The organism is Candidatus Eisenbacteria bacterium (assembly GCA_013140805.1).
Classification (GTDB): Bacteria; Eisenbacteria; RBG-16-71-46; order RBG-16-71-46; family RBG-16-71-46; genus JABFRW01.
On the sequence record JABFRW010000201.1, the window covers coordinates 1 to 25,512 of the forward strand.

Here is a 25,512-nt window from a genome sequence, read left to right on the forward strand (position 1 = left end):
CGTTCTCCCTGTGCTACTTCACGTCTGAGAACGGCGGCAAGGCGGCAACGGCGGCGCGGGCGGCCTCTTCGGCATCGGCGCGGGCGGCGCGAGTGGAGTGGCCGGCACCGGAGCGCCCAACAGCGGCGGAACCGGTGGCACCGGAGCGGCCGGCATTCGCGGCGGTGGTGGTGGCGCCGGCGGCGGCGGCGCGGGCGGCATCACCGCGTGCGTCGCGAACGCGGGTGTGTCCGGTGGGACCTACTCGAACAACTCGTTCACGACCGGCGTGCCCGGCAACGGCGGCAACGGCGGTGTTCATCCGGTGACGTTCGTCCAGGCCCCGACTGGCCCGAACGGAAGCGCCTCGCAGACGGTCACGCTGCCGGGGAACTAGCGACTCGAATCGTCACTCAAAACATTGGGCGCGGCGCCGGATCCCGGCGCCGCGCCCGAGTGTTTTCGGAGCCAGCGACACGCCGTCTCCGTTACTGCCACGTGGAGCATCCATGTCCGATGAGCCGCGCCCGCCCCGCAACGAACACGATGAGACGCGAACCATGCACGCCTCGGCGGGCGAGGCGGCTCCGCCCGAGTTGGGCGGTATGCCGGCCGAGGTCGATGGCTACCGGCTGCTCGGCGTGCTGGGGCAGGGCGGCATGGGTGTCGTGTACCTGGCCGAGCAGAAGGAGCCGCGCCGGCGCGTCGCTCTGAAGGTGATCCGCGGCAGCGCGCACACCGACGCGCTGCACGTGCGACTGTTCCGGCGCGAAGCCGAGACGCTGGGCCGGCTGCGGCACCCCAACATCGGCGCCATCTATGGTGCCGGGCGCCTGCCCGACGGCCGGCCGTACTTCGCCATGGAATTGGTCGAAGGCCCGACGCTCGATGTCTATCTGGCGTCGCGGCCGTCGCCCGCCAACCGCGCCGAGCTGCTGCACCGGCTCGCGCTCGCCGGCCGCATCGCCGAGGCCGTGCACTACGCGCATCAGCGGGGCGTCATCCACCGCGATCTCAAGCCCTCGAACATCGTCATCCCCACGCAGCTCGGCGCTGACACGACCGGTTCGAGCACCGCGGCCGCCCTCGATGTGAAGATCCTCGACTTCGGACTCGCGCGGCTCACCGATGACGACTCGCAGATGAGCGTCATGAGCGACGTGGGGTCGATCCGCGGAACCTTGCCCTACATGAGCCCCGAGCAGGTGCGCGGCGACACGCACGCGCTCGATGTGCGCTCAGACGTTTACGCGCTCGGCGTGATCCTGTTCGAGATGCTCGCCGGCGAGCGGCCGTATGACGTGAGCCGCGTGTCGCTGCCCGAGGCCATGCGCGTGATCAGCGAGCAGGAGCCGCGAGCCCTGCGCGATACGCCGAGCGGCCTGATCCGCGTGGACACCGATCTGCAGAGCATCGTGCTCAAGGCGCTCGCCAAGGAGCCCGACCGACGCTATTCGAGCGCTGCGGCGCTCGCCGAGGACCTGGATCGCTACCGCAACTCGCAGCCCGTGCTCGCGCGCACGCCCAGCACGGCCTACCAGGTGCGCAAGCTGGTCGCGCGCCACAAGCCGCTCGTGGCCGCGCTCTCGGTTGCGCTGCTGGCGATCGTCGCGTCGGCGATCGTGAGCACCGCCATGTTTCTGCGCGCGCGCAACGAGGCAGCCAAGTCGCAGCAGGTCGCCGCGTTTCTGTCCGACATGCTCGAGGGCGCAGGTCCATCGGTCGCGCGCGGCCAGGACACGGCGCTCATGCGCGAGATCCTGGATCGCACGGCCGGGCGTGTGCGCACCGAGCTGGCCGGACAACCCGACGTGGCCGCCGGGATCGAGCAGGTGCTGGGCCGCACGTACCTGCAGATCGGCGACCTTGCCGCGGCAGAGCAGCACGCGCGCGCGGCGTTCGAGACGCATCGTCGCCTGCGTCGGGCGCCGCACGCGGACCTGGCTGCCGATCTCTCGCTGCTGGCCGAGACCAGCTGGCGCAGTGGCCGGCTGGCGCGCGCCGACTCGGTGGGCCGCGAGGGCGTTGCCATGTGGCGTGCCCTGCATAAGGGAGCGAACCCGAGCCTGGCGGAGGCACTGATCTCGCTCGGCAGCATCGAGCTGGATGCCTCGCAGTTCGAAGCGGCCGAGCCGCTCATGCGAGAGGGACTGGCGATGACCCAGGCTCTGCACCCGAACGGCGACCGGACCGTTGCAGTGGGATTCAACGCACTCGGCAACCTGATGCACTACAGCGGACGATACGACGAGTCCGATTCGCTCTACCGGCTTGCGCTCGACATGCACCGCCGGATCGGCGGTGACTTGAACCCCGACGTCGAGGTGGATCTGGTCAACATGGGACAGGTGGAAATCAGCCGCGGGCGCTTTGCCGCGGCGGAGTCGCTGGTGCGAGCGGGGCTCGAGACCGGACAGCAGATCCACCCGGGCAACTATCCTGACCGCGCGGGAGAACTGCTCACGCTGGCGATGGTCTATCACCGCATGGGTGCCATGGCACGCGCGGAATCGCTGGCGCGTGAAGCCGTGGTGGTTGCACGAGGAGTGCGCGGCGGCGGGTTGGTGGCGGTGGGTGATGCGCTCAGCGCCGTGGGCGTCTACGTGAACGACTCCGGACGCTCCGAGGAGGCGCTCGCGATCCACCGCGAGGCGCTGGCCGCCTATCGCGAAGCTGGCGATGCCGGCGCGTCGCGCGTGGCGACTGCGCTCGATAACCTGGCGAGCGCGCTGTCGAGCCTGGGGCACTTTGACGCGGCGGACTCCGTGTACCGCGAGACCATTCCTCTGAAGGTGGCGGCGTACGGAGCGGGCAACCCGCAGACGTTGCTGACCATGAACAACTACGCGCGCATGAAGTACTTCCTGGGCGATCTGACCGGGGCCGAGGCGTTGTTCCGTGAGGTGCTGAAAGGCCGGCGGAAGGCGCTGGGAGAGGGCAGCGATCAGGTGGCCGTGACCATGAGCGACATCTCCCGCAGCGCGCAGGCACGCGGGCAGCTGGCCGAAGCCGAGTCGCTGCTGACCCCCGCGGTCGCCATCCTGACCGCGAGCCTCGGGCCCGACAACATGAACACCAACTTCGCGTACGCCAGTCTGGGCCGCCTGCACCGCGAGCAAGGCCAGTACGCCAAGGCCGCGACGGAGCTACGCGAGGCGCGAACACGCCTGGCCGCCGCGCTTGGAGACGCGAACCCTGAAGTGGTGTGGATCAACTACGAGCTCGCCGGTGCGCAGGGCGCAGGGGGGCCATCGCGCGAGGCCGACTCGTTGTTCGGTTCGCTCGCGAACGCGCCACCCGGACAGCTCCCGCCGAACGAGATGCTGCGATTCCACCTGGCCTACGGGCAGTACCTGACGAAGCTGGGCCGCGACGCGGAGGCCGAGAAGTACCTGCTGCTCGCCGAATCGGCGCTGCGCGCGCCGCGCGAGTCGAACATGCGCCGCCGCCTGAGCGTGCTGGATGCACTGGTGGATTTGGAGCGCGACTGGGCGACACGTGCGCCGTCGCCTGCACGCGCGGCCGCGCTGCGGCACTGGACGTCGGTGAGCGATGCGGAAGCGCCGGAGCTGCGGGCGGCGATTGCGGAGGGGCGGGCGCCGCGGTTGGGCGGAGCGAGGTAGAGGGGGACGGGATGGCGCGTTGGGCCCTGGACGACCCGTCATGAGCAGAGCCATCGCTCGCATGCTTCCATCGCTCCGCGCCCGCGTGACGTTCGTCGTGCTCGCCGTGGGGACGATTGCGCTCGGTCTTGGAGTGCACGCGTACGGCTCGGGGCTTGGCTCGTCGGCGCGCGATGTGGTCGGTGATGCGCTCTGGGCCATGATGATCGCGTGGTGGATCGGGGCGCTCGCGCCATCCGGATCGCTGCGCGTCCGCAGCGCGGTGGCCTTTGCGATCTGCGTCGGGGTCGAGCTTAGCCAGCTCCTGCGCACCCCGGAACTCGACGCTCTGCGGAGCACTCCGGTCGGACAACTGGTGCTTGGGAGTGGGTTCGATGCGCGAGACTTGGTGGCCTACGCGGTCGGCGTACTGGGAGCGGTCGGCCTCGAATTGGCGGTCCATTCGCGACAGACTCGTGCTTCGCGGGGCGAGTGAGCGGGTTGGACCGACTCGCCGAGGCTCCCGACTGGTTTCTGGTGCTCACCTTGTGTCGTTGGATATGCCCGCGGTTTCCAAGTCCATAGCGACACTCGAACCCGACGAACTCCACAAAGCACTGCGAGAACGCTGGTAGGATTGTCGCCATGAGACGCGTCCTGGCGTTGATCGGACTCCTGCTCTTGACCGCCCCTCGAGCACTCGCTTGCACCTGCCAAGCTGAGCTGTCGGTGGCGTACTCCCGAGGTCTCGCTGACGCTGTCTTTGTCGGTGAGGTCCTCTCGATCCGAGACAGATCGTTCGGTGCAGGTGGCCGCAGTGGCAAGTACATTGGAAGGGTCGCCCGTTTGCGAGTTCTCACCGCGTGGAAGGGAGTCGCCCCCGGTACCATTCTCAAGATGTTCACGGGCCACGGCGGAGACTGCGGCTACGACTTCGGACGAAGCTCGAGACATCTTGTGTACGCGACTCGCTGGGGCAACAAAACCGAGCTGACGACAAACATCTGCACGCGAAGTCGGCCAATGCCCTACGGAGCTCCTGATTCAGTTGCACTCAGTCGATTGGTCACACTTCGCTGAAATGGAGGTCGCGATGGCAAAGCGTTTCTTCTACGTTTGCGCGGGGCTGTTTCTGCTGGCAGGGGCCTACGCGATGGGGGCGAGGAATGCGGTGGCGCAGGCTCCGAGCAATCCCGTCGTTGGAACGTTCTCAGCAGACGTTTGCGCTTCGGGCTTCGCAAGCGCAGTCGTCACGGCCAACGGCGATGTGTACGGGTGCGCTGGCGGCGGGCAATGGGTTCACCACGGTAACGTGTTTGCAGGCGGCCCGATTCCAACGAAGCAAGAGAGCTTCGGCAGCGTGAAGGCGCGGTATCGATAGGAGTCGACTTGAGACTGGTCGTAGCGGTTGCACTCGCGTTCTCAATTCATGGCTGCGGTGATGGCCGTCCCGACGAAGCACAAGCTCGCGCGCCCGGCGGTCTGCCGATCGCCCAACTGCTCGATCTCGCGATCCCGCTCGCAAACAGATCGGTGGCAGCGCGTGAGAAGGCGGTCGTCCATTGCGACCTCAATCCCGCGAACCGCCTCGCCGTGACGCCGACTCGAGTTCGAGCTTGCTGACTTCGCTCAGACCACGGCAATTGCTCGTCCTCTTCTTCGCGCTCGCCTATGCCATTTCGTGGGCGTCCTTCCAGATTCTCCATGGCCCATCGGTCTTCACTCTCGGTCCGTTGCTGGCGGCGCTCCTCCTCGCGGCGGTCACGGGAGGAGGGACCCGTCTGCGAATGCTCGCGGGTCGAATGCTTCGTTGGCGCGTCCGCCCGATCTGGATGGCGGCTGCGTTTCTGGTCCCCGTGGCGATCGGACTGGCGACGGTCGCGGTTACCTTCGCCCTCGGTGCACGGTTCGCGACTCCCGTCACGATCGGACCCTGGTACCGATCGCTTCTGTTGTTCGGCATGCTTCTGGTCACCGGCGACACGCTATTCGAGGAGACCGGCTGGAGAGGGTTCGCGCTGCCCGAGTTTTCCGCTCGACGCTCACGCCTGACGAACTCCCTGATCTTAGGCGTGCTGCTGGCCGGGTGGCATCTTCCGCTCGCACTGTCTGAGTCCACCGCAGTCGTCCCTTATCTGGTGGCGGCGCTCACGTCCGCGGTCGTGACCAACTTCGTGTACCACTATGGACGCGAGAGCGGCCTGATCGCCTGGATCTACCACACGTCCGCCAACACGGTCGGCCAGTTCTTCCTGCCTCTGTTCTCAGAGCCGGATCGAGTGACCTACTTCTGGGCACTCGCGGGAGTGAACGTCGTGGCGGCAGTGGCGATCGTCTCGGCGACGGGTCGAGAGTTCAGTCTCCCAAGGCGGACCGCGACGATCAACTGACCGCGGGTCCGCGACTTCCGATCAGTCGGAGCCTCGCGCGCGCGCGCCGTCATCCGCAAGCACTCCGATCTTGTGCAACCACGCCTCCATGAGCTCCGGCCAGCGAGTGATCGGCAGCTTCGTTCGCCGCAGGCCGAAGCCGTGGCGGCCCTTCTCGAACACGTGCAGCTCCGCCGGCACTCCGGCCTTTTTCAGAGCCGAGTGGTAGACGATCGAGTTCTCCACGGGGTCGATCGGATCATCCTGTGCCTGCACGAGGAACGTCGGTGGAGTATGTGCCGTGACGTGGATGTCGGAGTTCAGGATGCGCCCCTTGCGAGTCGCCAGGTGGCCGGGGTAGAGCGCGACGGCGAAGTCGGGACGCCATCTCTCGCGATCGGCGGCATCGACGGGCGCATAGATGCGTTCCGCGTGCGTGCTGATCGACGCGACCATGTGACCGCCCGCGGAAAAACCGAGCACCCCGATCTTGTGAGGATCGATCTGCCATTCGGCCGCGTGCGAGCGCACGAGGCTCATGGCTCGCTGTGCGTCCTGGAGCGCCGTCGGGCAGTCACGATGCGGTCCTACCACGGCGCACGGTACGCGGTACTTGAGGAGCACAGCGGTGACGCCGCGAGATGCCAGCCAATCACAGACCTCCGAGCCTTCGAGATCGATCGCCAGGACGTTGTAGCCACCTCCCGGGAAGACGACGACCGCGGCGCCGGTGTTCGTCTGCTTCGGCGAATACACGGTGATCGTAGGCGTCGCGACGTTCCTGACGTAGGCCCAAGTCCTGCCGGCGACGTACTTAGCGGGCTCGACGTTGGCCGCGGTCTCCGGCCCGGGAACTGGCACTGCGTCCGGGACCTTGCCGGGCCATAGCGGCAACTGCGTGTGACCCGGAGACGGCTGCCAGGGCGCGGCATGCGCGCCAGTAGCTTGGAATGCGAGAAGCAGGACGAGTGAGGCTGCCGTGCGTCGATTCATCGGGATCCCTCCGGTCGTCCAGGGGGCCGTTGTCCGCCCCCGTTCGATCTCGCTGCTCAGCCGAGACCTGGAATGCGACGTCACACTTTAGTTGAGACGGACCGGCGAGCGGGGCTTCGTCTTGTGATCAGGAGACGACAGGAAGGGACAGGAGTGGACTTTGAAGAGGGCGACCAATCGGCCCGAGGAGCCTGAGAAGCGCGGCGGCTAGTACGGCCGCTGAGGCGAGCGCGAGCGGCGGGCGGAACGGGGCGCGTGATGGGGGGGGCGGTTCACGGGATCTCCATCCGAAGGTCTTCGGGTCGGCGCCGAGACGCTGGCAAACTGGCGCAACCTGGGCGCTCGATGTTTCGAGGGGAGGACGCGTTCTACCTGCGCGGAGGTTGGCGGGGCCAGCGCGGGCTCTCCTGCAGCGAGTCGGCGGGCGACCGGAAGCATCGCTCCTCAGCCCCATGTGCGGGCGCCGGGAACCATTCCGGACCTCCGCGCCTTCCAGCCTGCATGAGCCACCCCACACCGACACGGATCCTGATCCTCGGCGGCGGCTTCGGCGGGGTCTACGCCGCGCTGGAGCTGATGCGCGCGCACCGGCCGGATCGTCCGCTGCACATTACCCTCGTCAACCGCGACAACTTCTTCCTGTTCACCCCGATGCTGCACGAGGTCGCGGCCAGCGACCTCGACTTCACGCACATCGTCAATCCGCTGCGGAAGCTGCTGCCCGGCGTGCATCTCTTCCACGGCGATGTCGACTCGATCGATCTGGCAACGAAGCGCGTCACGGTCTCGCACGGCAGCGACCATCACGATCACGAGATCGAGTACGACCACCTGATCCTCGGCTTCGGCTCGGTCACCAACTTCTTCGGTTTGCCCGGCCTTGCCGAGCGCGCCATCACCATGAAGTCGCTGGGCGACGCGATCCACCTGCGCAATCGGGCGATCGCGCACCTCGAGGAAGCCAACTTCGAGTGCGGCGCGCACAATCGCGAGCCGCTGCTGCGAGTCGTCGTCGCCGGCGGTGGCTTCGCCGGTGTCGAGACGGTCGGGGCGCTCCACGACTTCCTCGAGGAGGCGGTCCGCTTCTATCCGAACCTCGACGTGGGGGCGATCCGCATGACGTTGGTGCATCCGGGCGAGGTGATCCTGCCCGAACTCGGGCCCGAACTCGGCGCCTACGCGCAGCGCAAGCTGATCGAGCGCGGCATCGACGTGCGCACCCGCACCCGCGTCACCGGCGTTACCGCGGATGGTGTCGCACTGAGCGATGGCACCAGCCTCGCCACGCGCACGCTGGTGTGGACCGCGGGCACCTCGCCGCACCCGCTGCTCGCGACGTTGCCGGTCACCTGCGAACGCGGCCGCGTGCGGGTCAATGCCCAGCTCGAAGTGGCAGAATGGCCCGGCGTATGGGCGGTCGGCGACTGCGCTTCGATTCCCGATCCGGCTACGGGTGGCGCATGCCCGCCGACCGCTCAGCACGCCATCCGCCAGGGCACCCTGATCGCCCGCAACATTCTGGCGACGATCGCCGGCCGGCCGCGGCGCGCATTCGCCTTCCGCGGCCTTGGCCAGCTCGCCGCCATCGGCAAGCGCACCGGCGTCGCGCGGGTGTTCGGCCTGCAGTTTTCGGGTTTCCTCGCCTGGTGGCTGTGGAGGACGGTCTACCTCAGCAAGCTGCCGCGTGCCGAGAAGAAGATGCGCGTGATGCTCGACTGGACGCTCGACCTGATCTTCGCCAAGGACCTCGTTCATTTCGAGACGGCGCGCTCGTTCGCCTACGACTCGCCGATGAGAGTGATGCCCGAAACGGTCGGCACCGCTGCGGTGGCGCCTACCCAGGAGGTCCGCCCGTGATCGACCCGACGACACCGCACGCCGCCGAAGCTCCGCCGTCCATCGCGTCGCCAGACGGGATGCCGCATGCCGAGCACGCCGCCGAGGGGCCGGGTATCCATTCGGCGAACTTCCGCTTCCCGCCCGGGTTCCTGTGGGGCGCCGCGACCTCGTCGCACCAGGTCGAGGGCGGCAACACCAACAGCGACTGGTGGGCGTGGGAGCAGTCGGGCCGCGTGAAAGAGCCGTCGGGCGCCGCCGCCGATCACTTCAATCGCTATGGCGCCGACTTCGATCTCGCCCGCTCGCTGAACCACAACGCCTACCGCTTCTCGCTCGAGTGGAGCCGCATCGAGCCGCGCGAAGGCGAGTTCAGCGCCGAGGGGATCGCGCACTACCGGCAGAAGCTCGAGGCGCTGAAGGCGCGCGGGATGGAGCCGGTGCTCACGATCTACCACTACACGCTGCCGCAGTGGCTCGCCGAGAAGGGCGGCTGGGAGAACCCCGAGATCGAGAACTACTTCGAGCGCTTCGTCGTGCGCGTCGCGAAGGAGTACGGCGATCTCGTGCGCTGGTGGCTGACGTTCAACGAGCCGGTGGTGCAGGCGTTCAAGGGCTGGATCCTCGGCCAGTGGCCGCCCGGCAAGATGAAGGATTTCCCGACGGCGCTGCAGGTCGTCCGCCGCATGCTGCGCGCGCACGTGAAGGCCTACCACGCGATCCACGAAGCGCGGCCCGATGCGATGGTCAGTGTGGCCAAGCACGCGCTGGCGCTGACGCCCTGTAATCCGAAGAACCGGCTGGACCGGCTGTCGGTGTGGGCGCGCACCTACCTCTTCAACCACCTGTTCCTCGATGCGCTCCACACCGGCGCGCTGCGGGTGCCCGGGCTGTTCTGGGAGAACCTGCCGCACAAGCGCACGCTCGATTTCATCGGGCTCAACTACTACACGCGGGACTTCGTGCGGAACACCGGGCTCTCGCTGCCGGGCCTCGTCGGCGACATCTGCACGCTCGAACACCACCAGAAGATCGGGAAGCGGAACGACCTCGGCTGGGAGATTTACCCGGAGGGTCTCGCGCACTTCCTGCGCACGTACTCACGCTACCAGCTGCCGATCCTCATCACCGAGAACGGGCTGCCGGTCGACAAGGACGAGGATCGCTGGACGTTCATCTTTCTGCACCTCTGGCAGGTGGCGCGTGCCCTCGACGAGGGCATCAACGTCATCGGCTACCTCCACTGGTCGTTGCTCGACAACTACGAGTGGGCCGACGGCTTCAAGGCTCGCTTCGGGCTCATCGAAGTCGACTACGCGACGCAGAAGCGCACGGTCCGCGAGAGCGCGAAGCGCCTCGCGAGCATCATCGAACGCAACGAGCTGTAGCCGGGAACCTTCTCGGGGTTCGATTCCTTCTAACGGTGAAGCCGACAAAACCGCGCTCGGCTCCGGCCGGGCGCTTCACCACCACGAAGGAGGTTCGCGATGGAATCCGTCATGACCAACCCGATAGGGATGATGAGCACCACGTTCAACGGCCCCGAAGTGAAGGGCGGCAGCATCATCGCGATGCGCAGCCGCGAGGGCATCACGCTCTCGCTGTCCGACGACTTCATGATTCCGGGCGCGCCCGCGCCGCACTGGCAGGTCGTCGATGCCGCCGGCAACGCCTACCTGCTGCAGCGGCTCCAGGTCGTCAACGACCGCGTGAACCGCACGATCACCGTGCCCGCCTACGTCCGCCAGGTCTCGAGCGTCCGCATCTACTGCGCGTTCGCTGAAGTCGTCCTCGGCGAAGTGACGTTCTCGTCCCCGGTCATGTAATCCCCGCCGCGACGCCCGCCGGCCGCCGGCGGGCGCGCGGCTCTCTTTCGAGGAGACTCCCGTGAAGACCGCTACCCGCATGCTGCTCGTCGCCGCGCTCGGCCTCATGGCCGCCCTGCCGGCTTCGGCCCAGACCACCACCAAGAAGATCCTGACTCTCGAAGGCGCCAGGTCGGTCGCCGCTTCCGCCGAAGCGGAAGCCCGGCGTGTCAACGCCGGCGGCGCGATCGCGATCGTCGACGACGGCGGCCAGCTGCTGCTGCTCGTGCGCCTCGACAACACGTTCCCCGCGGCAGCGGCCGTGGCCGCCGAGAAGGCGCGCACCGCGGCGCAGTTCCGCCGCCCGACCCAGGTGTTCGAAGACGCGATCAAGGGCGGCCGGCTGTCGCTTCTCGGCGTGTCGGTGATCACACCCCTGCAGGGCGGAGTGCCGATCATGGTCGACGGCGAGCTGGTGGGCGCGATCGGGGTCAGCGGCGCGATGAGCGCCCAGCAGGACACCGACATCGCCAACGTCGCGGCGGTCGCGCTGCAGAAGATGAGCGTGAAGCCATGAGCGCGCGCACTCCTTCGTCGCTGCGGGTGCTCGCCGGCGCGCTGGCCCTCGCGATCGCCTCGGCCTGCGCGGTGCCGGTCGGCCATGCCGAAGTGCCGGATGCTTACTCGGGCAAGGAAGCGGAAGCCGTCCCGGCGGCAGTCGCCGCGCCGGTCCACTACTACCGCGCCGAGAACGTCACCAAGTCGTTCGCGGCCGGCGCCGTTCTCTTCGACGACCACACCAACTACATGATCCACACCAGCCGCCGCGAGAAACCGGGGCTGGCCGAAGTCCACACCACCGACACCGACCTGATCCACGTGCTCGAGGGCAGCGCGACATTCGTCACCGGTGGCCGAGCGATCGACCTCAAGAACACCGGCAAGGACGAGTGGCGCGGCACCGCGATCGAAGGCGGCGAAACCCGCGTGCTCGCTGCCGGCGACGTGATCATCGTGCCCGCCGGCGTGCCCCACTGGTTCAAGGACGTGCGCGGCCCGGTGCGCTACTACACCGTGAAGGTTCGCAACGAAGGAGCCCGGTGATGCGCACGCTTCGACTGTTGTGCTCAGCGGCACTGTTCGCCGCGCTGTTCGCCGTGTCGGCGCGGGCCCAGGCGCCGGCCGGCACGCCCGACGCGACGCTCGACCTCGCGACGCGCGAGGGCGTCGCGACGGTGCGCGGCGCATGGAGGACCAGCGAGACGAAGATCTCGGAGATCGACTTCCGCAGCGTCGGCGCCGATCTCAAGGCTTCGGGCCCGGCGAACCGCACCTTCGACTTCGCGCCGCACGCCGAAGGCGTGGCGTTCGACGATTCGCAGTGGGAGACGATCGACCCCACGACGCTCGGTGCGCGTCGCTCGACCGGCAAGCTGTGCTTCAACTGGTATCGCTTGAGCGTCACGGTGCCCACGAAGGTCGGCACCTTCGATCCGACCGGCGCGACGCTGGTGTTCGAGACGGTCGTCGACGACTACGCCGAGGTGTGGGTGGACGGCGTGCTGGCGCGCTCGCTCGGCCAGACCGGCGGGAGCGTGGTGGCCGGCTGGAACGTGCCGAACCGCCTCGTGATCGGCCGTGACGTGAAGCCCGGGCAGAAGATCCAGCTCGCGGTCTTCGGAATCAACGGACCGATCTCGGCGGTGCCCGAGAACTACATCTGGGTGCGCTCGGCGCGCCTGGACTTCTACCGGCCAGACCGGGACGCGCTCAAGTTCCCCGCAGTCGCCGCCGACCTGGTGCGCAAGGACGCGGCGATCGACGGGCTGTTCGCTCGCGATGCGCGCGTCGAAAAACTTGCCGACGGTTTCCAGTTCGCCGAGGGCCCGGTGTGGGCGCGCGACGGCTCGCTGCTGTTCAGCGACCCCAACACCAACGTAATCTACCGCTGGTCGCCCGATGGCAAGGCCACCGTGTTCCGCACCAAGAGCGGTTACGACGGCGCCGATGTCGGCCGGCTGCACCAGCCCGGATCGAACGGGCTCGCGTTCGACCCCGAAGGCCGGCTCACGAGCTGCGAGCACGGCAATCGGCGGGTCACGCGGCTCGAGAAGGACGGCAAGCTCACCGTGCTCGCCGATCGCTACGAGGGCAAGCGGCTCAACAGCCCCAACGACCTGGTCTATCGCTCCGACGGCGCGCTCTATTTCACCGACCCGCCGTTCGGGTTGCCGAAGGCGCACGACGATCCGGCGCGCGAGGTGCCCTACACCGGGGTGTACTGCTGGCGCGACGGGCAGCTGAAGCTGGTGAGCAACGACCTCACCGGCCCCAATGGCCTCGCGTTTTCGCCCGACGAGCGCTGGTTCTACGTGACCAACTGGGACACGCGGAAGAAGATCATCATGCGCTACGAAGTGCAGCGCGATGGCTCGCTCAAGAACGGCCGCGAGTTCTTCAGCATGAACGGGGCGCCGGGTGAGGAAGCGCTCGACGGCTTGAAGATCGACCAGCGCGGCAACCTCTACGCGTCGGGCCCGGGCGGCGTGTGGATCATCTCGCCTGCCGGCAAGCACCTCGGCACGCTGCGCGCGCCCGAGCTGCCGGCCAACCTGGCGTGGGGCGATGCCGACGGGCGCGGCCTCTACATGACCGCGCGCAGCGGGCTGTACCGCGTGCGGCTGGAAGTGGCGGGGGCCACGGCCACGCGTCAACTCGTGGGGGAACACCGCTGACGGCGGGGGCGGGCGCTCGTGCGGATTCGCGGTAGGGGCTCTGCTATCCTCCGCGCCCCATGAGCGCCACGACCCCCGCATCGGCTGCGCCCTCGTTCGAGTCGCTGATCGAGCCCCTGCTCGATTCGGCCTTCGGCGCCGCCTACCACATGTCGCGCAACCACGCGGATGCGCAGGACATCGTGCAAGAGGCGGCGTACAACGCGTGCCGCTCATTCCACCAGTTCCAGCCGGGCACCAACTTCAAGGCGTGGTTCTTCCGCATCCTCACCAACTGCTTCCTCTACCGGTACCGGCGGAAGAAGCGCGGGCCCGAGATCGTGGATCTCGAGGATGCGTCCGAGTTGTACATGTTCGTTTCGGCGGCGGGGTCGGGGCAGCTCGGACCCGATGACGACCCGGCTGGCCTCGTGCTCAGCAAGATCTCGACGGAACACGTGAACAGCGCGATCGAATCGTTGCCGGTCGAGTTCCGGGTGGTGGCGAGCCTCTACTTCATGCAGGAGTTCGCCTACCAGGAGATCGCCGAGATCCTCGATTGCCCGGTGGGAACGGTGCGCTCGCGCCTGCACCGCGCGCGCCGCATGCTGCAGAAGTCGCTCTGGAATCTCGCGCAGGAACACGGCGTGCGCACGAACGAAGCGGAGGGGAACCCCGAATGACCCCGGCGAATCGTCTGACCTGCGAAGAGATCTTCCGGCGTCTGGACGATTACCTCGATCGCGAACTCAGCGCCGACGAGATGCGGCTGGTGAAGGAGCATCTCGAAACGTGCGCTCAATGCACGCGCGAACACGCGTTCGATCGCCGGATGCTCGACGACGTGCGCGAGAAGCTCCAGCGCATCGAGGCGCCCGCCGACCTGCGCAGCCGCATCGCGAGCGCGATCGCCAAGGCGAAGCTCGAGGGGCCGGCCAGCTAGACTCCGGTTGAGAACTTCGCGCTTGCGAGAAGTTCTCAGGCAGCGCGGCACTGCCACGGTTGTCAGTGGGCCGCGAGTTCTTCCTCGCGCACTCCCGCCGCCAGCAGGAACTCCTTCGGCAGCTTCCGGGCGCCGGCGCGCAGCGTCTCCAGGTCGATGAAGCTCACGCGGTGATGTTCGATCGTGTCGAGGCCGATCGCCTCGGCGAGGCCGGCGAGGCCGGCGAGCTGTGTTCCGGAGAACATCGCGCGCGTGAAGTCGGCGCCGGCGAGCTGCGTGCGAATGAGGCTCGCGAGGGTGAAGTCGGCCTGGCAGAGCCGGGCATCGCGAAGGTCGGCGGCGGTGAAGCGCGCACCGGCCAGCATCGCGAACTCGAGCCGCGCGGCGCGCAGGTTGGCGAAGTCAAAGCGCGCATCGCGGGCGTCGACGCCGGTCAAGTCGGCCTCGGGGAACGCGGCGCGATTGAAGTCGCCGCCTCGCAGGTTGGCTTCCACCAGTTTCGTGCCGGCGAAGTTCGACCACTGGTAGATGCCGTGCTCGAGACGCGCGCTGCGCAGGTCGGCGCCGACCAGCTGGGTCGCGAGGATCCGCGAGTCGGTCAGCACGGCGCGCCGCAGGTTCGCGCCGGTCAGGTTGGCGGCGCAGAACTCGACGGCGTTCATCGTGCAGCCTTCGAAGTTCGCGCCCGAGCAGTCCGAGTTGGAGAGCGTGGTGCCGCGGAGGTCGCAGCCGCGCAGGTCGGCGCCCGCGAGGTCGGCGTAGTCGAGGTGGAGCGAGCGGAAGGACTGGCCGCGGAAGTTGGCGGCGTCGCTGCTGAACAGCACGGCGCCGTTTTCGCGGTGGCGGATCTCGGGCATGCGGCACCTCGGGGCGGGAGTGCGGCAAAAGAAAGAGCGGGGCTCGAACCGGGGGATTCTCAGGCCTCGTCCTGTTGGAATTCAAGGACTTAGCGGGGGCACCGCCCGCAAGCACGGCGGCGCGGAGCCGCCGGGTCGCGCGGCCCGGGAACCTTTTGAACGACTCGGGCCTTCCCAACGCGGATACGACTACCCGGCCCGCCCTTGGAGGAGCAGTTGGAGACACCCGATGCCTACGGCTGCCGCGAAGCCTTCAGCCGCATCCACGACTACGTCGACCGGGAACTCACGGTCGAGGAGATTCGCCTCGTTCAGGAGCATCTCGAGGTCTGCGCGGGCTGTGCGCGCGAATTCAAGTTCGAAGCCCAGCTGCTGGATGACGTACGCGACAAGCTGCAGCGCGTGACGGCTCCGGCCGACGTGAAGGCGCGCGTCCTTTCGTCGCTGCGCGGCACGCCACCACCGCCCAAGAGCTGAACCTCGGCGCGGGGAAGCCTTCGTTAGGCATCGCGCCCCAACTTGCCGGCGCCACACGCCCTGGATTCCCCTGGCGGGGTCGCGCCCCGGCTTCCCGACCGCTGCTCACGACGCCCGGGAACTTCGCCCCACCTCCTCGCATTCACACCCTCGTCTGGCGCAAAGCGCGTCACCCGAAAAGAACTCGAAGCCGCGAGGCGCGGGAGCAAGGAGGGCAGTGACATGGTGTGGGCCACCGGAGTGATATGGGAATCGTCCGACGCCGTTGAGGACGCCGCTCGCCGCATTCGCAAAGACTTCACTCCGTCCGCGGCGCTCGTGCCGGTTCGCGCGACCGTCCCGGCCTGCGGCTGCGCTGGTCAGTGTCACTGCGCCACGCTGGTTCCGGCGCTGCTCCATCGCCAGATCGAACTCGAGTGCGAGTTCTATCGGGACATTCACTGAGATGGCACTCCGCAACGGAACTCATACCCGCCCCACGACGCAAGGGCCACAGAACGTGTCCAACCCCGAAGCGATCCGGCTCGAAGAAGACACCCGCCGCACGAAGAACTGGAAGCGATGGGGCCCGTACCTCTCGGAGCGCCAGTGGGGCACGGTGCGCGAGGACTACTCCGAGGGCGGTTCGTGCTGGGACTACCTGCCGCACGACCACGCCCGCAGCCGCGCCTACCGCTGGGGCGAGGACGGCCTCCTCGGCTTCACCGACCGCGAGTGCCGCCTGTGCTTCGGGCTCGCGCTCTGGAACGGCCGCGATCCGATCCTCAAGGAGCGCCTGTTCGGCCTCACCGGCCCCGAAGGGAATCACGGCGAAGACGTGAAGGAGTCGTACTTCTACCTCGAGTCGACGCCGACGCACTCGTACATGAAGGCGCTCTACAAGTATCCGCACGCCGAGTACCCGTACGCGCGCCTCGTCGATGAGAACCGCCGCCGCGGCAAGGGCGAGCCCGAGTTCGAGCTGAAGGACACCGGCGTGTTCGACGAGAACCGCTACTTCGACGTGGTCGCCGAGTACGCGAAGGCCGGCACCGACGACATCCTCATCCAGCTCACGGTCACCAACCGCGGGCCTGAAGCCGCAAAACTCCACCTCGTTCCGACGCTCTGGTTCCGCAACACGTGGAGCTGGGGGCGGAGCGGCGAGGGCTATTGGCCGAAGCCGGAGCTGCGCCGCCTCGACGACACCACCATCGCCGCGAAGCACGCGACGCTCGGCGAGTACCGCCTGTTCGTGGGCGCGGGTCCCTACGGCCGCCCGCCGGCGATGATCTTCACCGAGAACGAGACCAACTCGCAGCGACTGTTCAACGCGGCCAACGCTTCGCCGTTCGTGAAGGACGCGTTCCACGAATACATCGTCAACGGCCGCTCGTTCGCGGTGAACCCGCGGCGCGCCGGTACCAAGGCCGGCGTCTACTACCGCGTCGAAGTCCCGGCCGGCGGGGAAGTGGTCGTGAAGCTGCGGCTTGCCGCGGCCTCGGCCGATCCGCGTGAGGCGCTCGGCCCGGAGTTCGATCGCACGTTCGACCAGCGGCGCGCGGAGTGCGATGAGTTCTACACCGCGCACGTTCCGGCGGGCGCGACCGACGACGAGAAGCGCGTTGTGCGCCAGGGCTACGCCGGTCTCCTGTGGTCGAAGCAGTTCTACTACTACGTCGTGAAAGACTGGCTCGAGGGCGACCCTTCGCAGCCGGCGCCGCCGGCCGGGCGCAAGCACGGTCGCAACGCCGACTGGCACCACCTGCACAACCGCGACGTGATCTCGATGCCCGACAAGTGGGAGTACCCGTGGTACGCCGCGTGGGACCTGGCGTTCCACATGATCCCGCTCGCGCAGATCGACCCCGAGTTCGCGAAGGAGCAGCTCGTGCTGTTCCTGCGCGAGTGGTACATGCACCCGAACGGGCAGCTGCCGGCCTACGAGTTCGCGCTCGGGGACGTGAACCCGCCGGTCCATGCGTGGGCCTGCTGGCGCGTCTACAAGCTGACCGGGCCGCGCGGCAAGCGCGATCGCATCTTCCTCGAGCGTTGCTTCCAGAAGTTGCTCATCAACTTTACCTGGTGGGTCAACCGCAAGGATCTCGAGGGCAAGCACCTGTTCGGCGGCGGATTCCTGGGGCTCGACAACATCGGCGTGTTCGACCGCTCGAAGCCGCTGCCGGGCGGCGGCCATCTCGAGCAGGCCGACGGCACCGCGTGGATGGCGTTCTACTGCGCGACCATGCTCTCGATGGCGCTCGAACTCGCGAGCGAAGACCCGGCGTACGAGGATCTCGCTTCCAAGTTCTTCGAGCACTTCATCGCGATCACCGACGCAATCAACACGCTCGGCGGTTCGGGCCTGTGGGACGAGCGCGACGGCTTCTACTACGACCAGCTGCACATGGACGGCACGCTCCAGCCGCTGCGGATTCGCTCGCTGGTCGGCGTCATTCCGCTGTTCGCGGTCGAGATCCTCGAAGAGAGCGTGATCCAGAAGCTGCCGGGCTTCACCAGGCGCATGCGATGGTTCCTCGAGAACCGCGGCGATCTCGCACGTCACATCAGCTACATGGAGGCGAAGGGCGGTGATGGCCACGCGCACCGGCTGCTGGCGATTCCGTCGCAGGATCGGCTCGTGAGCGTGCTGCGCTACGTCCTCGACGAGTCGGAGTTCCTCTCGCCGCACGGTGTGCGCTCGGTTTCGAAAGCGCACGAGAAGGATCCGTTCGTACTCCACGTCGAGGGCGCCGAGTACCGCGTCGCCTACACGCCCGCTGAATCCGACACCGGGCTGTTCGGCGGCAACTCGAACTGGCGCGGACCGATCTGGTTCCCGCTCAACTACCTGCTGATCGAAGCGCTCGAGCGCTATTCGCACTTCTACGGCGACGACCTGAAGGTCGAATGCCCGACCGGCTCCGGCGTGCAGATGACGCTCGCCGAAGTCGCGCGCGAGCTGAGCCGCCGGCTCGGTACGCTGTTCCTGCGCGACGACTCCGGCCGCCGACCGGTGCATGGCGACGAGCAGCGCTTCCAGTCGGATCCGGCGTGGCGCGACCTCGTGCTCTTCTACGAGTACTTCCACGGTGATACCGGGCGCGGCGTCGGCGCTTCGCACCAGACCGGCTGGACCGCGCTGGCGCTGCGCTGCATTGAAGACACCGCCCGCAGTCGGCTCGGCGAGCGTTCGACGCTGAGCGGCGTGACACCGCACGCCGGGATCGGAGTGCCGCAGCCATGAGAGCGGACTCGAATCCCAATGCCGCGGCACCGCTGCGCTACGCGCTCGACGCCGAGTGGCTCGAGGCCGACGGGCTCGGCGGGTTCGCTTCGGGCACCGTGTCGGGCGTTCGCACGCGGCGTTACCATGCACTGCTGCTGGCGGCGATCACTCCCCCGACGGGCCGCAGCGTGCTCGTCAACGGCCTCGAGTTGTGGGTCGAGACCGCCAGTGGTACCTACCCGATCTCGACGCAGCGATACGCGCCCGGTGTCACGCACCCGAACGGCGCCACGCACCTCGCCGGCTTCGAGCCCGAGCCGTGGCCACGCTGGACGTTTCGCCTGCCCGATGGCACCGCGATCGAGCAGGAGCTGCTGGTCGCGAAGGGTACGGCTGCGACCTGGCTCGCGTGGCGGCGCAGCGCCGGTGAAGGCCCGGTGCGGCTGCACGCGAAGCCGCTGTTCTCGGGCCGCGACTCGCACGCGCTGCACCATGAAAGCGCGGCATTCCCGTTCGCCGTCGTGGCCGATGAGGGCCGCGTCGAGTTCGCCGCCTACTCGGGGCTGCCGGGCGTGATCGTGCGCCACAACGGCACGTTCGTTCCGCGCCCCGAGTGGTTCCGCGCTTTCCAGTACGACGAAGAACTGCACCGGGGGCTCGACTGCGTCGAGGATCTCGCCGCACCCGGCGAGTTTCACTTCGACCTCGCGAATGACGAGGCGGTGCTGCTGCTGGCGGCCGGCGTCGATGCCGAAGCCGCGGCCATGGCCGCGCAGCCCGGCGTCGAGCGCGCCGTACGTCGCGTGCGGGCCGCCGAGACGAAGCGCCGTGCGCGCTTCGCTTCGCGGCTCCACCGCGCCGCCGACGCGTACCTCGTGAAGCGCGGCGAGGGCTCGACCATCGTCGCCGGCTACCCGTGGTTCACCGACTGGGGCCGCGACACGTTCATCGCGCTGCGCGGGTTGTGCCTCGCGGGCGGCCGGCTCGATGTGGCCGGCGCGATCCTGCTCGAGTGGGCGGGCGCGGTGAGCGAAGGCCTGCTGCCGAATCGCTTCGCCGATCAAGGCGCGCCCGAGTACAACGCGGTCGACGCCTCGCTCTGGTACGTGGTCGCAGTGGGCGAGTGGCTCGACGCGATGGCGGCCGCGAAGAAGCGCGTCGCGGCCACCACGCGCCGCGCGCTGGTCGCGGCGACGCAGGCGATCCTCGAAGGCTACGCGCGCGGCACGCGCTACGGCATCCGCATGGATGCCGACGGCCTGATCGCCTCGGGCGAGCCCGGCGTGCAGCTGACGTGGATGGACGCGAAGGTCGGCGACTGGGTGGTGACGCCGCGCACTGGCAAGGCGGTGGAGATCCAGGCGCTGTGGATCAACGCGCTCGACTTCGGCGCGCGGAGCGAGGCGCGCTGGGGCGAGATCCGCGATCGCGCGCGCGCCGCATTCGAGGCGCGCTTCTGGAACGAGACGGCCGGCGCCCTCTACGACGTCGTCGATCTCGATCATCACGCGGGCGCCGTCAATTCGGCGTTCCGCCCGAACCAGATCTTCGCGGTCGGTGGCCTGCCGGTGCGGCTGATCGAAGGTCCACGTGCGCGCCGGATCGTCGACGCGGTCGAGGCGCGGCTCTGGACGCCGATGGGCCTGCGCTCGCTCGCGCCCGGCGAGCCCGGCTATGCGCCGCACTATGCCGGTGGCGTCAGCGAACGCGATGGCGCCTATCACCAGGGCACGGTGTGGCCGTGGCTGATCGGCGCGTTCGTCGACGCGTGGGTGAACGTGCGGGGCGACGGCGAAGCCGTGCGCGCCGAAGCCCGGCGCCGCTTCGTCGCACCGCTCCTTGCGCACCTCGACGCGGCCGGCATCGGCCACGTCTCGGAAGTCGCCGACGCCGAGCCGCCCCACACGCCGGGCGGCTGCCCGTTCCAGGCGTGGTCGGTCGGGGAGTTGCTGCGGTTGGAGGCCACGATGCCTGCGCACGTTTCGCCCGTGGCTGGGCCGGCCGCGCTTTCCCTTGCGAGCATCACGCTGTGAAGGCCACCGCGACGCATTTCGCCGAGTACGCCGCCGAGGCACTCGCGCTCGGACTCTTCATGATCTCGGCCTGCGCGTTCACGACTCTGCTCGAGTACCCCGGCTCGCCGTGGCACGCCGCGATTCCCAACGGCGACCTGCGCCGCGCGTTGATCGGCGCGGCGATGGGGCTCACCGCCATTGCCCTCATCTACTCACCGTTCGGCCGGCGCTCGGGCGCGCACATGAACCCGAGCGTCACGCTCGCGTTCCTGCGGCTCGGGCGCATCGCGCCGCGCGATGCCGCGGCCTACATCGCCGCACAGTTCGCGGGCGGCACGCTCGGCGTGCTGGCGAGCGCCGCCCTCTTCGGCCCGTGGCTCGCAAGCCCCGAGGTACACTACGTGGTAACCGTGCCCGGACCGCTCGGCACGGGCGCGGCTTTCGCCACCGAGTTCGGCATGTCCTTCGGGCTGATGGCGCTGGTGCTCAACGTCAACGCCTCGCCGAGGCTCATGCGGTGGACCGGCGTGTTCGCCGGCGTGACGGTCGCGCTCTACATCGCGCTGCTCGCGCCACTGTCGGGGATGAGCATCAACCCGGCGCGCACTTTCGCGTCGGCCGTACCGGCGCACACCTGGTCGGCGTGGTGGCTCTACGTCCTCGCGCCGCCGCTCGGCATGCTGGCGGCCGCCGAAGGCTTCCGCCGCACCCACGCGGCGCCCGAAGCGGGTTGCGCCAAATTTCACCACGCGCCGGGCAGAAGTTGCATCTTCTGCGAGCATCAGCACGGCGCCTCGCCAGTGAGCGCCGCCGGTGCGGTCTCCAGGCCCGCGTTCATACCCACGTCGCGGTTCGACTGAGGATGAGCGCGACTCCGCTGTCGTCCGCCGCTCGCCCGAGCGGGATTTCGCGTCTCACGATGCCGGTTCGCCGCAGCGAACTCGCGTTGCGCACCCGCACCGATTTCGTCGGCCACATCGCTGCGCTCGCCGAGCGCGTCATGGCGACACCGCCGGCGCGGCCGGCGTGGGCACGGCTCATCGCGCTGAGCGGCATCGATGCTTCGGGCAAGGGGCTGATCGCGCGCCACCTGGCCGCCGCGATCGAGCGGCTCGGGCTCCGTACCGCAGTGATCGGGCTCGACGAATGGCACCAGCCACCGGCGATCCGTTTCGGCGATCCTCCCGGCGAGCACTTCTACCGCCACGCCTTCGACTTCGAGGGCGTGTTCGCACGAGTGCTCGAGCCGCTGCGGCTTCATCGCATGCTGCACACGCTGTGCGTGCGGCCGCATCCGCACGACGGTACGCCCCGCGGGATCTCGTACCGGCTCGACGACATCGACGTCGTGCTCTTCGAGGGCGTGTTCGCCCTCCGGCGTGACCTGCGCCCGCGCTACGACCTGCGCGTCTGGGTCGACTGCCCGTTCGAAATCGCGCTCGAACGCGCGCGGGCTCGCAACTAGGAAGGCCTGCCCGACGACCGCCTCGTTGCCGACTACCGCCGGATCTACTTCCCGGCGCAGCAGGTGCACTTCGAGCGCGACCGGCCATGCGAAGCGGCCGACGTCGTCTTTGCGAACGGAGCGATCTCCACCGGCGCCTGAAGTCGCGCGGCCGCCCCGCCGCTGTCCCTTCCGCAGCAGTCGCTGACCCAAGGATGGCCGCCGGCCGCCGGCCGTCACCGCCCGAACCTGTCACCCGCGTGCCCGCGCGAAGAGCCCGGCAGCCTTCGGGAACCCGCCGCGCCCCTCCGGCATTCCTTTCCGCGACGGCAATGATCCCGACGTCCGTCCCAACCGTAAGGAGGGTTCCCATGCAGTCCCGCAACATCCTCGTCGTGCTCGTGCTTCTCGCAGGCGGCGCCATCGGCTGGTACCTGTTCCGGCCCGAGCGCCTGTTCGTCAACCAGAAGGTCAGCGAAGCGCTGCCAGCGGTTGCCGCAACGGCCACGCCGGCGTCCGGCGCTCCCGAAACCGCCCTGATGGGCCGCTTCCACAAGGGCGCGCACGAGACGAAGGGCGTCGCCACGATCTACCAGCTGCAGGACGGCTCTCGCGTGCTACGCCTGACCGAGTTCGAGACGTCGAACGGGCCCGACGTGCACGTCTACCTCGTGGCCGCGATGGACGCGCTGGACAACGCGTCGGTCGAGAAGGCCGGCTTCGTCGATCTCGGCAGCATCAAGGGCAACGTCGGCGACCAGAACTACACGCTGCCCGCCGATCTCGATCTCTCGAAGTACCGCGCCGTGACGATCTGGTGCGCGCGCTTCAAGGTGAACTTCGGGACCGCCGCGCTCGAGACCGGCGACGCGATGAGCGCGGTTTCCGAGGCGATGCCATCGTCGCCGCGAGCGGCGCTCACCGGCCAGTTCCACAAGGGCACGCACGACACGCACGGCATGGCCGGCGTGTACGAAGTAGGCGGCAAGAAAGTCCTGCGCCTGACCGAGTTCGCGACCTCGAACGGTCCCGACGTGCACGTGTACCTCGTCGCGGCGAACGACGCGATGGACAATGCCTCGGTCGAGAAGGCCGGCTTCATCGACCTCGGCAGCCTCAAGGGCAACATCGGCGACCAGAACTACGAGATCCCCACCGGTACCGACCTCTCGAAGTACCGCGCGGTCACCATCTGGTGCGCGCGCTTCAAGGTGAACTTCGGCACGGCGCCGCTCGCCGCGCAGAATTCCTAAGTCCTTCACTCAACCCTCAGGAGACCCACGTAATGTCCCGCCAGCTGATGGTCGCTGTCCTCGCCGCCCTCGTGATTCCGAGCCTCGCGGCTGCCGATCACAACCCGATGCATCACTGGATGAAGTTCACGGTCACGGTCGAGAACGTCTCGACGGCCGGCTCGCTCCAGCTCTCGACCGGCGGCACGGCGCCGGCGCCGACCTCGCCGGTGATCTTCCTCACCCACACTTCGAACGCGCCGCTCTTCAAGGCCGGCACCGCCGATCGCGGCAAGGGCCTCGAGCACCTGGCCGAGGACGGCAACCCGTCGATGCTGGTCCAGAACTCGCGCGGCGTGAAGGGCATCAGCACCGTCGACGCCGTCGCGATTCCGGTCGGTGACGACAAGGCGGGTCCCGCGCTCCCCGGCAAGAAGTTCGTGTTCACCTTCACCGCCAACCCCGGCGAGAAGCTCACCGCCGCGATGATGTTCGGCCAGTCGAACGACTGGTTCTACGCGCCGTCGGAGAAGGGCATCGAGCTGTGGACGAAGCAGGGCGAGGCGGTCGCGGGCGACATCACCTCGCAGTTCCTGCTGTGGAACGCCGGCACCGAAGTCGACGAAGAGCCGGGCGTCGGCGCCAACCAGGGGCCGCGGCAGAAGGCCCCGAACTCGGGTCCTGCCGAGAACGGCAAGGTCGGCCTTGCGAAGGGCTACGCGGTCCCGGCCGTGAACCAGGTCATCAAGGTCACGATCGCCCCGGAGGCAATGGCCGCGAAGTAGCTCGCGGCGGACGGAAGGTTCGCCGCAGTTCCAGTAACACCCGCTGGACGCCGCTCGGGGAGAAGCCCCGGGCGGCGTTCACTTTTGGTTGTGCGGCGAAGATTGTGGATCGGGCGGAGTGCGCTCACGCGAGGCCCCGCCCGATTCGCCTAACAGGCAAGCCTCAGCGCGTGCCTCCGTGGCCGTGCCATGCGTCGCGTGTCGATCTCGCGCCGGTAGTAGCGAGCCCATGCTTCAGGGAGCGCCACGAGACTCGGGAACCTCCGCCGTTCGAGTAGTTCCGCCACCGGGATCGGCCGCTCTCGCAGCCCGAGCCGCATGGCCGGCGTCCCGCCGCCTCGTCGCTCGGAGAACCGTTTGGCGAAGTTCTGCCACAGCACCAGAACCGCCGCCCGTTCCACCGCACTCTGCCGCCTCTTCGAGAACGCGATCGTGTCGCGCTTGTGGTTGGCGCTGTTGTGGCGAAGCAGCAGGTCCATGCGGTTGACCGGGAACAGTGGGTTGCCCGCGTGCCGCGCCGCGCGGCTCGAGGTGCGTTCGTGGCGGAATGACCATTCGGAAAGCCGTCGCATCGCCCGCGGGTAGTCATCGTGTTCATCCGAGCGCACCACCAGCGCCTGAGGCTGAGGGGCGGCGATGCGCAACGCGGTCGCCATGCCGTGCTCGATCGCACGCGGGTCTGGCCGTCCGAACTGGTGCTCCAGCCACAGTCGCCTCCGCTTCTGCCTCAATGTCATGCGGCCCTTGCGCCTCAGCTCCGATTCGGTGAAGGCATAGACATAGTGAGAGTCGGCTCCCACCACCAGGTTCAAGTGCAGCGGGTGATACTGACTGAACTCGAACGACTCGAAGCCATCGATCACCAGCGGCTCGGCAATGGCAGACGGCGGCCGCTGCTCATGGAGGTAGAGCAGTGCATGGCGGCCGAGTCGCGCCGCCTGGCCCATCACCGTGGTCGGTGAACAGCGCGCCTCGCGAGCGATCTGGCGATAGCCCGAGCACGTGAGCAGGCGCTGAAAGACGGGCGCGAGGAGTTCCGGGCGCTTCAACCAGTAGGTCGGGCTGAAGGTCTGGGCGCTGAAGGTGTGGCGGCAGTGGCTACAGCGGAAGCGAGGAATGGTCCGCGGTTCACAGCGTCGGTGATAGACGCCGTGACGAACCCAGCGCCAGCCAACGCTGCAACGATGGAAGCGGCAAGCAGTTCGCGGGCAGTGGGGCGGAATGAAGTCGCGCGGCGTGTTCGACATGCTGCG

At 68.3% G+C, this 25,512-nt stretch carries 23 protein-coding genes and 1 pseudogene; 21 read left to right on the forward strand and 3 right to left on the reverse strand.

From position 1 onward, the window contains the following. Nucleotides 1-97 precede the first annotated feature (97 nt). From HOP12_15375 to HOP12_15395, 5 genes are all read left to right on the forward strand, one after another. Nucleotides 98-376, forward strand: coding sequence for a hypothetical protein (locus HOP12_15375; GenBank protein ID NOT35525.1), 279 nt, complete (start codon nt 98-100; stop codon nt 374-376). A 112-nt stretch (nt 377-488) separates the two neighbouring features. Continuing rightward, nucleotides 489-3,602 (forward strand): tetratricopeptide repeat protein, encoded by a 3,114-nt coding sequence (locus tag HOP12_15380; protein ID NOT35526.1) that lies wholly within the window; start codon nt 489-491, stop codon nt 3,600-3,602. A 40-nt stretch (nt 3,603-3,642) separates the two neighbouring features. Next, complete coding sequence (locus HOP12_15385) at nt 3,643-4,077, forward strand: DUF2809 domain-containing protein (GenBank protein NOT35527.1); 435 nt, start codon at nt 3,643-3,645, stop codon at nt 4,075-4,077. A 597-nt stretch (nt 4,078-4,674) separates the two neighbouring features. Further along, nucleotides 4,675-4,962 (forward strand): hypothetical protein, encoded by a 288-nt coding sequence (locus HOP12_15390; GenBank protein ID NOT35528.1) that lies wholly within the window; start codon nt 4,675-4,677, stop codon nt 4,960-4,962. Nucleotides 4,963-5,383: 421 nt separating this feature from the next. Next, nucleotides 5,384-5,971, forward strand: a complete 588-nt coding sequence (locus HOP12_15395) for a CPBP family intramembrane metalloprotease (GenBank protein ID NOT35529.1) — start codon at nt 5,384-5,386, stop codon at nt 5,969-5,971. Nucleotides 5,972-5,992: 21 nt separating this feature from the next. Here the strand turns inward: HOP12_15395 and HOP12_15400 are convergent, their stop codons facing one another. Continuing rightward, on the reverse strand, nt 5,993-6,943 hold the full coding sequence (locus tag HOP12_15400; GenBank protein ID NOT35530.1) for an alpha/beta hydrolase: 951 nt from the start codon (nt 6,941-6,943) through the stop codon (nt 5,993-5,995). Between the two features lie 501 nt (nt 6,944-7,444). Between HOP12_15400 and HOP12_15405 the strand changes: the two genes are divergently transcribed. The 8 genes from HOP12_15405 to HOP12_15440 all read left to right on the forward strand — a co-directional run bounded on the left by HOP12_15405 (nt 7,445) and on the right by HOP12_15440 (nt 14,241). Beyond that, nucleotides 7,445-8,800 carry an NAD(P)/FAD-dependent oxidoreductase gene (locus HOP12_15405; GenBank protein NOT35531.1) on the forward strand — a complete coding sequence of 452 codons (1,356 nt, stop codon included), beginning with the start codon at nt 7,445-7,447 and terminating at the stop codon, nt 8,798-8,800. After that, complete coding sequence (locus HOP12_15410) at nt 8,797-10,167, forward strand: glycoside hydrolase family 1 protein (protein NOT35532.1); 1,371 nt, start codon at nt 8,797-8,799, stop codon at nt 10,165-10,167. The genes HOP12_15405 and HOP12_15410 overlap by 4 nt, the downstream gene beginning before the upstream one ends. 99 nt (nt 10,168-10,266) lie before the next feature. Continuing rightward, on the forward strand, nt 10,267-10,605 hold the full coding sequence (locus HOP12_15415; GenBank protein NOT35533.1) for a hypothetical protein: 339 nt from the start codon (nt 10,267-10,269) through the stop codon (nt 10,603-10,605). Between the two features lie 106 nt (nt 10,606-10,711). Then, nucleotides 10,712-11,161 carry a heme-binding protein gene (locus tag HOP12_15420; GenBank protein ID NOT35534.1) on the forward strand — a complete coding sequence of 150 codons (450 nt, stop codon included), beginning with the start codon at nt 10,712-10,714 and terminating at the stop codon, nt 11,159-11,161. Nucleotides 11,162-11,391: 230 nt separating this feature from the next. After that, nucleotides 11,392-11,688: a cupin domain-containing protein gene (locus HOP12_15425; protein NOT35535.1), complete on the forward strand. Its 297-nt coding sequence runs from the start codon at nt 11,392-11,394 to the stop codon at nt 11,686-11,688. Further along, nucleotides 11,688-13,319, forward strand: a complete 1,632-nt coding sequence (locus HOP12_15430) for an SMP-30/gluconolactonase/LRE family protein (GenBank protein ID NOT35536.1) — start codon at nt 11,688-11,690, stop codon at nt 13,317-13,319. The genes HOP12_15425 and HOP12_15430 overlap by 1 nt, the downstream gene beginning before the upstream one ends. Before the next feature lie 59 nt (nt 13,320-13,378). Continuing rightward, nucleotides 13,379-13,981: a sigma-70 family RNA polymerase sigma factor gene (locus tag HOP12_15435; protein NOT35537.1), complete on the forward strand. Its 603-nt coding sequence runs from the start codon at nt 13,379-13,381 to the stop codon at nt 13,979-13,981. Then, nucleotides 13,978-14,241: an anti-sigma factor gene (locus HOP12_15440; protein NOT35538.1), complete on the forward strand. Its 264-nt coding sequence runs from the start codon at nt 13,978-13,980 to the stop codon at nt 14,239-14,241. The genes HOP12_15435 and HOP12_15440 overlap by 4 nt, the downstream gene beginning before the upstream one ends. A gap of 62 nt (nt 14,242-14,303) precedes the next feature. Here the strand turns inward: HOP12_15440 and HOP12_15445 are convergent, their stop codons facing one another. Further along, nucleotides 14,304-15,098 (reverse strand): pentapeptide repeat-containing protein, encoded by a 795-nt coding sequence (locus HOP12_15445; GenBank protein ID NOT35539.1) that lies wholly within the window; start codon nt 15,096-15,098, stop codon nt 14,304-14,306. Nucleotides 15,099-15,314: 216 nt separating this feature from the next. Between HOP12_15445 and HOP12_15450 the strand changes: the two genes are divergently transcribed. From HOP12_15450 to HOP12_15485, 8 genes and pseudogenes are all read left to right on the forward strand, one after another. Continuing rightward, nucleotides 15,315-15,575, forward strand: a complete 261-nt coding sequence (locus HOP12_15450; GenBank protein NOT35540.1) for a hypothetical protein — start codon at nt 15,315-15,317, stop codon at nt 15,573-15,575. Nucleotides 15,576-15,797: 222 nt separating this feature from the next. After that, the gene (locus tag HOP12_15455; protein ID NOT35541.1) at nt 15,798-16,019 is read left to right on the forward strand and encodes a hypothetical protein; all 222 of its coding nucleotides are present in this window, start codon (nt 15,798-15,800) and stop codon (nt 16,017-16,019) included. A gap of 55 nt (nt 16,020-16,074) precedes the next feature. Next, nucleotides 16,075-18,714 (forward strand): annotated as a pseudogene (locus HOP12_15460) (glucosidase). 83 nt (nt 18,715-18,797) lie between these two features. After that, complete coding sequence (locus HOP12_15465; protein NOT35542.1) at nt 18,798-20,816, forward strand: glycogen debranching protein; 2,019 nt, start codon at nt 18,798-18,800, stop codon at nt 20,814-20,816. A 59-nt stretch (nt 20,817-20,875) separates the two neighbouring features. Further along, the gene (locus tag HOP12_15470; GenBank protein ID NOT35543.1) at nt 20,876-21,658 is read left to right on the forward strand and encodes an aquaporin family protein; all 783 of its coding nucleotides are present in this window, start codon (nt 20,876-20,878) and stop codon (nt 21,656-21,658) included. A gap of 2 nt (nt 21,659-21,660) precedes the next feature. Beyond that, the gene (locus tag HOP12_15475; protein ID NOT35544.1) at nt 21,661-22,263 is read left to right on the forward strand and encodes a uridine kinase; all 603 of its coding nucleotides are present in this window, start codon (nt 21,661-21,663) and stop codon (nt 22,261-22,263) included. Between the two features lie 350 nt (nt 22,264-22,613). Next, a complete protein-coding gene (locus HOP12_15480; protein NOT35545.1) occupies nt 22,614-23,495 on the forward strand; it encodes a DM13 domain-containing protein in 882 nt (293 codons plus the stop codon). A gap of 32 nt (nt 23,496-23,527) precedes the next feature. Next, a complete protein-coding gene (locus HOP12_15485; protein NOT35546.1) occupies nt 23,528-24,259 on the forward strand; it encodes a hypothetical protein in 732 nt (243 codons plus the stop codon). Nucleotides 24,260-24,408: 149 nt separating this feature from the next. Here HOP12_15485 and HOP12_15490 read toward each other — a convergent pair whose 3' ends face one another. Beyond that, nucleotides 24,409-25,308, reverse strand: coding sequence for a hypothetical protein (locus tag HOP12_15490; GenBank protein NOT35547.1), 900 nt, complete (start codon nt 25,306-25,308; stop codon nt 24,409-24,411). Nucleotides 25,309-25,512 lie beyond the last annotated feature (204 nt).